Origin of the sequence: Actinomyces sp. 594, assembly GCF_019325145.1 — a bacterium.
Lineage (GTDB): Bacteria > Actinomycetota > Actinomycetes > Actinomycetales > Actinomycetaceae > Actinomyces.
This window is the reverse complement of the sequence record NZ_PIZC01000033.1, coordinates 1-6613: the sequence shown is the minus strand read 5'-3', so window position 1 is coordinate 6613 and position 6613 is coordinate 1. Positions and strand designations below refer to the sequence as shown.

Annotated in this window: 5 protein-coding genes; 1 reads left to right on the top strand and 4 read right to left on the bottom strand. The window is 68.8% G+C overall.

From position 1 onward, the window contains the following. Nucleotides 1–70: 70 nt before the first annotated feature. Nucleotides 71–1741 (top strand): lysine--tRNA ligase, encoded by a 1671-nt coding sequence (locus GZ998_RS04375; protein ID WP_219109145.1) that lies wholly within the window; start codon nt 71–73, stop codon nt 1739–1741. 131 nt (nt 1742–1872) lie between these two features. Here GZ998_RS04375 and GZ998_RS04370 read toward each other — a convergent pair whose 3' ends face one another. From GZ998_RS04370 to GZ998_RS04355, 4 genes are all read right to left on the bottom strand, one after another. Beyond that, the gene (locus GZ998_RS04370; RefSeq protein WP_219109144.1) at nt 1873–2556 is read right to left on the bottom strand and encodes an HAD family hydrolase; all 684 of its coding nucleotides are present in this window, start codon (nt 2554–2556) and stop codon (nt 1873–1875) included. Nucleotides 2557–2682: 126 nt separating this feature from the next. Next, a complete protein-coding gene (locus tag GZ998_RS04365; RefSeq protein ID WP_219109143.1) occupies nt 2683–4905 on the bottom strand; it encodes an ABC transporter permease in 2223 nt (740 codons plus the stop codon). Beyond that, entirely contained in the window at nt 4902–5717 is an 816-nt protein-coding gene (locus GZ998_RS04360; protein ID WP_161924870.1) for an ABC transporter ATP-binding protein, read from the bottom strand. Before GZ998_RS04360 ends, GZ998_RS04365 begins: the two co-directional genes overlap by 4 nt. Further along, entirely contained in the window at nt 5714–6238 is a 525-nt protein-coding gene (locus tag GZ998_RS04355) for a PadR family transcriptional regulator (protein ID WP_161924869.1), read from the bottom strand. The genes GZ998_RS04360 and GZ998_RS04355 overlap by 4 nt, the downstream gene beginning before the upstream one ends. Nucleotides 6239–6613 lie beyond the last annotated feature (375 nt).

The window sequence follows — 6613 nt, the reverse complement described above, 5'->3', positions numbered from 1 at the left end:
CGGCGACCACCGGTGAAACCGGTGGTCGCCGGGTGTGGGGCGCTCGGGCTGAGCGGTTAGACTCGCGCGCGTGAGTGAAGCCCTCGACAACCAGCAGACTTCCGCGCCGCAGGCCGCCGAGCCGAGCGCATCCCGGCCCGAGCCCAGGCAGGCCGCCCCATCGTCGGGCGACCAGTTCCGGATCAGGTCCGACAAGCGCGAGCGCCTGCGCGAAGAGGGCTGGGAGCCGTACCCGGTTTCCGTGCCGCTGACCACCACGATCGCCGCCGTGCGCGAGCGCTACGGCCACCTCCAGGCCGGCGAGGAGACCGAGGACGTCGTGGGGGTCGCCGGGCGCGTGGTCTTCCTGCGTAACACCGGTCGGCTGTGCTTCGTCACCCTGCAGGACGGTGCCGGCGCGACTCTTCAGGCGATGCTGTCGGCTAAGTCCCTGCCGGGCGAGGGCCACTCGAGTCTCGCTGCGTTCAAGACTGATGTCGACCTGGGCGATCACCTGTTCGTCCGCGGGCACGTGGGCGCCTCCCGCCGCGGCGAGTTGTCCGTCTTTGCCGAGCCGGAGCTATGCGCGGACGCCGACCCCGCGGACCTGACCAACCTGGGTGACGACGCCGTCGCCACCCCCGCGTGGCGCATCGCCTCCAAGGCACTGCGGCCCCTGCCCAAGACTTGGACCAACGAGGCCGGTGAGGCGGTGACGCTCTCGGAGGAGCAGAGGGTGCGGCGTCGGGAGCTGGACCTGCTCACTCGCCCGGCCGCCCGCGACATGGTGCGCACGCGGGCCGCCGTCGTGCGCAGCCTGCGGGAGAACTTCTACGGGCGCGACTACGTCGAGCTGGAGACGCCGGTGCTGCAGGCGATTCACGGTGGCGCCGCCGCCCGGCCGTTCGTCACGCACATGAACGCGCTGGATATGGACCTGTACCTGCGCATCGCCACCGAGATCTACCTCAAGCGGGCCGTGGTCGGCGGAGTGGACCGGGTCTTCGAGATCGGCCGGATCTTCCGCAACGAGGGCATGGACTCCTCCCACTCCCCGGAGTTCGCGGCCCTGGAGGCCTACGAGGCCTACTCCGACTACAACGGCATGGCCGAGCTGACCCAGAACCTGGTGCAGCAGGCCGCCCGCGACGCCTTCGGCCTGAGCGAGGGCGAGGAGATCGTGCGCCTGGCCGACGGCACCGAGTACGACCTGTCCGGCCAGTGGCGCAGGCTCGACCTGTACACCTCCGTGTCCGAGGCGGTGGGGGAGGAGATCACCGTCGCCACCCCCCGCGAGCAGCTGGTCCGGATTGCGGAGCGGCTCGGCCTGGAGGTCGACGACTACGCCGTGGCCGGCAAGATCGTGGAGGACATCTTCGAGGAGACGGTCGGCAACGACCTATGGGAGCCGACCTTCGTCTTCGACTTCCCCGAGGACACCTCCCCGCTGACGCGCTACCACCGCTCCCGTCCGGGACTCACCGAGAAGTGGGACCTGTACATCCGCGGCACCGAGACGGCTACCGCCTACTCAGAGCTGGCCGACCCGGTCATCCAGCGCGAGCGCTTTGAGGCGCAGGCGCTGGCCGCTGCGAAGGGGGACCCGGAGGCAATGGTGCTGGACGAGGACTTCCTGGTGGCCATGGAGCAGGGCTTCCCGCCTTGCGGCGGCATGGGCATGGGTGTGGACCGGCTGCTTATGGCCCTGACCGGGCAGGGCATCCGCGAGACCATCACCTTCCCCCTGGTGCGGCGGGGCTGAGTCGGCCGGGCGGGTCGAGTCGGCCCGCCCGACGACGACGCGCACCTCCCACGGTTCGGTCGCGCCGCGCCGGGCGCATGGGGCATAGCGGCAGTCGGTCAGGCCACGCTCGTGAGTGGGCGTACTTCTCGTCACCGCTCAAGGAGCGCGGGCAGTTCACTCAGCGACTTGATGCAGCCCTGGATGCGGCTGATGTCGGACCGGTCCAGGTGGAACGCCCGCCAGCCTGCGGCGCGTGCCCCGAGCACGTCGATTTCGACGTCGTCGCCGATGTAGGTGAGTTCTGCGCTCGGTGCGTTGAGCATCTCGGCTGCCCGGTCGAATGCCTCCCGGTGTGGTTTCGCGGCACCTAAGGAGTCGGAGGTGAGCACGCAGGAGAAGAACTTGCGGACGCCGATCCGCTCAAGCTTTAGCTCCTGCTGCCGGTCCTCACCATTGCTGAGCACCACGAGCTTGAAGCCGCGGTTGCGTAACTCCTCCAGGCACGGCAGCGCATCGGGGTAGGCCCGCCAGGCACGCTCGTACTCGGCCAGGTAGGACGTGAAGAGCCGGTCCAGCTGTGCCTCGCCGCCGACAGTCTGCCCCAGCGCCGTGAGCAGCTCCGCCATGCGGAGGTGTCGCTGCTCGGTAAAGCTAATGTTCCCGTCTCGCCATGCCGTGAAGTGCTCCTGCTCTGCCCGAATCCAGGCGTGGTGCAGCGACGGCGTAGGGTCGATCCCCATCAGGCGAAGAAAGTTGTCCAGGGCGTCGTCTGCCGCTGCCCTGTGGCCCATGAGCGTCCCGTCGATGTCAAAGACGATGACCGTGCCGGTCATGGGGCGATCCTCCTGATGATTCATAACGGACCACATCGCGATTCCTGTGCGTTGTTTACTACGCGCGCTCCGCGCTGATGCGTGCCCATTATTCGACGCTTCAGGGGAAGCGGATGTGTCGGTAACTCACTCGAACCGTACCGTCGTGGAGGCAACCATCCGGGACGCCGCCCGCGTGCTCGCCAACACGGCGACACCGACCAGTGCCAGACACGCGCCGAGCACCACGTAGTAGGAGGCCGCAGGCCAACCGACTCCCCGCGACGAGATACCGACGATGACGATCCACGCCGTGTACACCGCCGCACCGATGCACAGCGCCAGCACGGTGATCACGGGAAGCAACATCTCCCAGGCGGTGGCCCGCCGCAGGGTCTGGTGGGGCATCCCGATCAGACGCAGCAGTGACAGCACCCGGCGCCGCGCCAGCAGTGAGGAGACGGTGGACACCGCCAGCGCCGCCGCCGACACCCCCGCGGCGATGAGTATGCCGATATAACCCAGGGCGGCGAACTGGTTCTCCAGCGCGGAGTCGGAGGCGACCACATTGTCGAAGCGTGAGATCGGGTAGTGGGTCAGCCCTTCACCCATGGCGGTCACCACGGCGGTGCGCGCCCGCTCAACCGAGGCCGCTTCGCCGTCGGTGGCGACCAGCAGCGTGGCCGCGGCATCGGTCTCGGGAGCGGTAAGCGGTCGCGGATCCGCGACGTCGTTGACGAGCCAGTCCCAGGACACGCTCACCCACTGCGAGTCCATGGTCGCGCCCGAGGAATCGGCGTTGAAGGCGCCCAGGGCGCGGGCGTCCGCCGTCCGCAGGGCGAGCCGCGGGGAGGTGTCCTCGGCGCCATACGGCGCCTCCCGGGCGACGACGACGGCGCTCACGCCCTCGACCTGCGCGATCTGCGGGGCCGCCTGCTCGAGCGCGTCCGCGGCGCCGGGCTCGGGCAACGTATACAGCGTCGTCGGCGCCAGGTAACCACTGCCCTGGTTGAGTTCCGGGGTGCCGGCCGCGGCGGTGACGGCTACAGCGAACAGTGTCACCGCGTACACGGCGACGACGAGGCCGCCGACGGCGCGGAAGGCCGCCCTGGGATGCTGGACCATCCTGCCCAGACCGATCACCTGCGCCGCGTTGCGGGCGCGGCGTTGCACCAGGCGAGCAGCCCATGAGGTCAGCAGGGGACCGGCCCACAGCAGTCCCAGCATGGTCAGCACGAATGAGGCCACCAGCAGAGGGGCGATGGGAATGTCAACGGCTGTTCCTTCACCGGTGTCTACGGCGTTGGCGAGAACCCGCACCGCCGTCAGTCCCGCCAGACCGAGCAGCAGGGGCAGGAGGGAGAGTAGACGCGGCGGGCGTTCGCGGCGTTCGCGGGAGGCACCCAAAGGGCCGACATCGGCCCGCAACGTCGTCCACCAGGTCACCACCGCCGCCATCAGGGGGATGGCGACGACGGTTGCGCCGATGACTCCCGGCGAGGTCAGCAGATCGCGTGGGAAGAAGGTCGAGGAGCCGATCTCGATGCGTGCCGCCAGCGGGATGAGGAAAAGATACAGGACGACACCGAGCAGTGCTCCCAGCAGGGCCGTCACGGCGGTCTCCGCCGCGGCGATCCGCGCTACTCGTCCAGGAGTGGCGCCGATCAGCCGCAGGGTGGCGAAGCGCTCTGCGCGCTGAGCCGCACCGAGACCGGTGACGATGGCGATCAGCAGCAGCACCGGTACCAGCACGGCGATCGCTCCGATGATGGCGACGATCCGGTAGGCCGTGGAGGCGTAGTCGTAGCCGATGAACTCGGTAACCACTTGGGGAGCGCTCATACCCTCCCACGCCAGCACGCGTGACTGCTCCACCCCGAGCACCAGTACCAGGGAGTCCGGCCCCTCGATAGCGTCGTCGGACAGGACTCCCACTTGCTCGCCGTAGCGCTCGCCCAGCTGGTCTGCCGACGCGGCATCGATGAGTTCGGCCAGGGCGGGGGAGGCGAGGTACTGGCCCGGGTGGGGGACGACGTCGGAGCCGGGGATCCGCACCCGGGTGTCCGGTGTGGCGGCGACCATGAGGATGGTGATCAGGTGATCCTCGTAATGGTCGATGTCCGATACGGCGGCGGCCGTCTCCGGCGTTAAGACGGTGTCCGCCGCCAGTACCTGCCTCACCCCCGGATCAGTCACCATCAGGTCGGTCCAGGTAGAGCGCTCCGAACGCACCCCGAATGCTTGTCCGGCGGCGGCCAGCAGCAGGAAGAGTGCGACGCCGATCATGACGCCCGCGGTAATACCCGCAAGACGGCGGCGAGCGGCACGGTCTCCGGCCACCACCAGGCGGGTCAGGGGGAGCGTGGTCATCGTGCCTGCTCCTCGCCGTCGGACCGAGCTGCGACGAGCAGGCCGTTGTTGAGGCTGACGCACCCGTCGCGGATGATCACCTCGCGGTCGGCGTAGGCGGCGACGCGGGCGTCGTGAGTGACGATCACCAGAGCGGAGCGCGCCGCACGCGCGGCCTTGAGCAGGGCGCCCATCGTCTGCTCGGCGGCCAGGGAGTCCAGGGAACCGGTGGGCTCGTCCGCGAACAGGATGCGCGGCGAAGTGACCAGGGCGCGGGCGACGGCGACGCGTTGTGCCTGCCCGCCCGAGAGTTGCGTGGGCAGCTTGTGCTCGTGCTCGCCCAGGTCGAGGGCCGTCAGTTGGGTATGCGAGCGTTCCAGGGCCTCCCGGCGCGAGACGCCCGCCAGCAGTAGCGGCAGCGTGACATTGTCCAGCGCCGACAGATCCGGCAGGAGCTGACCGAACTGGAAGATGAAGCCGAACTCCGCGAGGCGCAGGCGGGCGCGTGCGGCCTCGTTCAGGGTGGCAACGTCGCGGCCGCCGTAGAGCACGCTGCCGGCGTCGGGTGTCAGCACTCCCGCCAGCACGTGCAGCAGCGTGGACTTGCCCGACCCGGAGGGGCCGGTAATGGCCAGGACCTCGCCCGCGGCGATGTCGAGGTCGATGCCGCGCAAGGCGCGGGTGGCGCCGAAGGCAAGCTCCAGTCGGCGCGCCCGCACGATCACCTCGGGTGCCGAGGCGGGGGAGGACGTGGATGAAGCGGCTCCTGTAGGCGCTGCAGACGGCAGGGCTGAAACGGATACGGAGGATGAGTCTGAGGGTGCGGTGCTCATGCCCGAACCTCCCGGCGCAACTCGTTGAGGCGGGCAGCGGTTAGGTCGATCCAGCGCAGGTCCGCCTCCAGGTGGTAAAGGGCGTGGTCGGCGACGAGGATCGTGTGCAGGTCGGCCCCCTCCTTGCGGCGGGTGAGCTCCCGCATGCGCTGGGTGTGGGCGGCGCGTTGCAGGTCCAGGAGGTGCTCGGCGTCGTCGTCGAGCAGGATGGCGATGATGGTCTTGGCAAACAGGTCGGCCTGAATGGAGTCGGAGGGGACCTCGGGGCTGCGGATCCACTCCTCCACGGCGGCGCGTCCGGTTTCGGTGATCTCGTAGCGTTTGCGTTCCGGTCCGGCACCGGCTTCGGCGCCGAGCTGGACGATGAGACCGTCGCGCAGCAGTCGGGCGAGGGCGGCGTAGACCTGGCCGAAGGCGAGCGGCTTGGTGTCGGCGAACCAGCGGTCCCAGTGCGTCTTGAGGTCGTAGCCGTAGCCGGGGCCGGTGCCGAGTAGGCCGAGAAGCGTGAGGCGGGTATCCATGAGTGTGACTATACACGCGAAGTATACCTGTGGCGTGTAGATGAGTGTAGGTCGGTTGGGCGCTCGCTAGTCGAAGTTCGGCTGAGCAAACTGTCCGAGATTGGCATGAATGTCCGCGGATGGCCCTCTCGCGTCTTGCGGGCCGTTGGGATCGTGCCGTTTTCAAGGGGCGCTGGGCGGGGTGAGGTGGGGTTTGTGCCGTTCTTGGACATCTTGGACAGTTGCGGTGGCTGTGGTGCCTCTGGCTGGGCCCGCCCGGGTGGTGGTGTGGGTGGGTTTAGTGTTCTTGTTGGGTTTCGGCTTGGTCGGTGAGGTAGGTGATGGTGCGGACGATGTTGTATGGGGTGGTGGTGTTGGTGGTGGTGATGGTTCCGG

Excerpts from the sequence above, each read along its gene's own strand:
- GZ998_RS04365 (WP_219109143.1), bottom strand. The coding sequence starts at position 4,905 with ATGACCACGCTCCCCCTGACCCGCCTGGTGGTGGCCGGAGACCGTGCC.
- GZ998_RS04360 (WP_161924870.1), bottom strand. The coding sequence starts at position 5,717 with ATGAGCACCGCACCCTCAGACTCATCCTCCGTATCCGTTTCAGCCCTG.
- GZ998_RS04355 (WP_161924869.1), bottom strand. The coding sequence starts at position 6,238 with ATGGATACCCGCCTCACGCTTCTCGGCCTACTCGGCACCGGCCCCGGC.
- GZ998_RS04370 (WP_219109144.1), bottom strand. The coding sequence starts at position 2,556 with ATGACCGGCACGGTCATCGTCTTTGACATCGACGGGACGCTCATGGGC.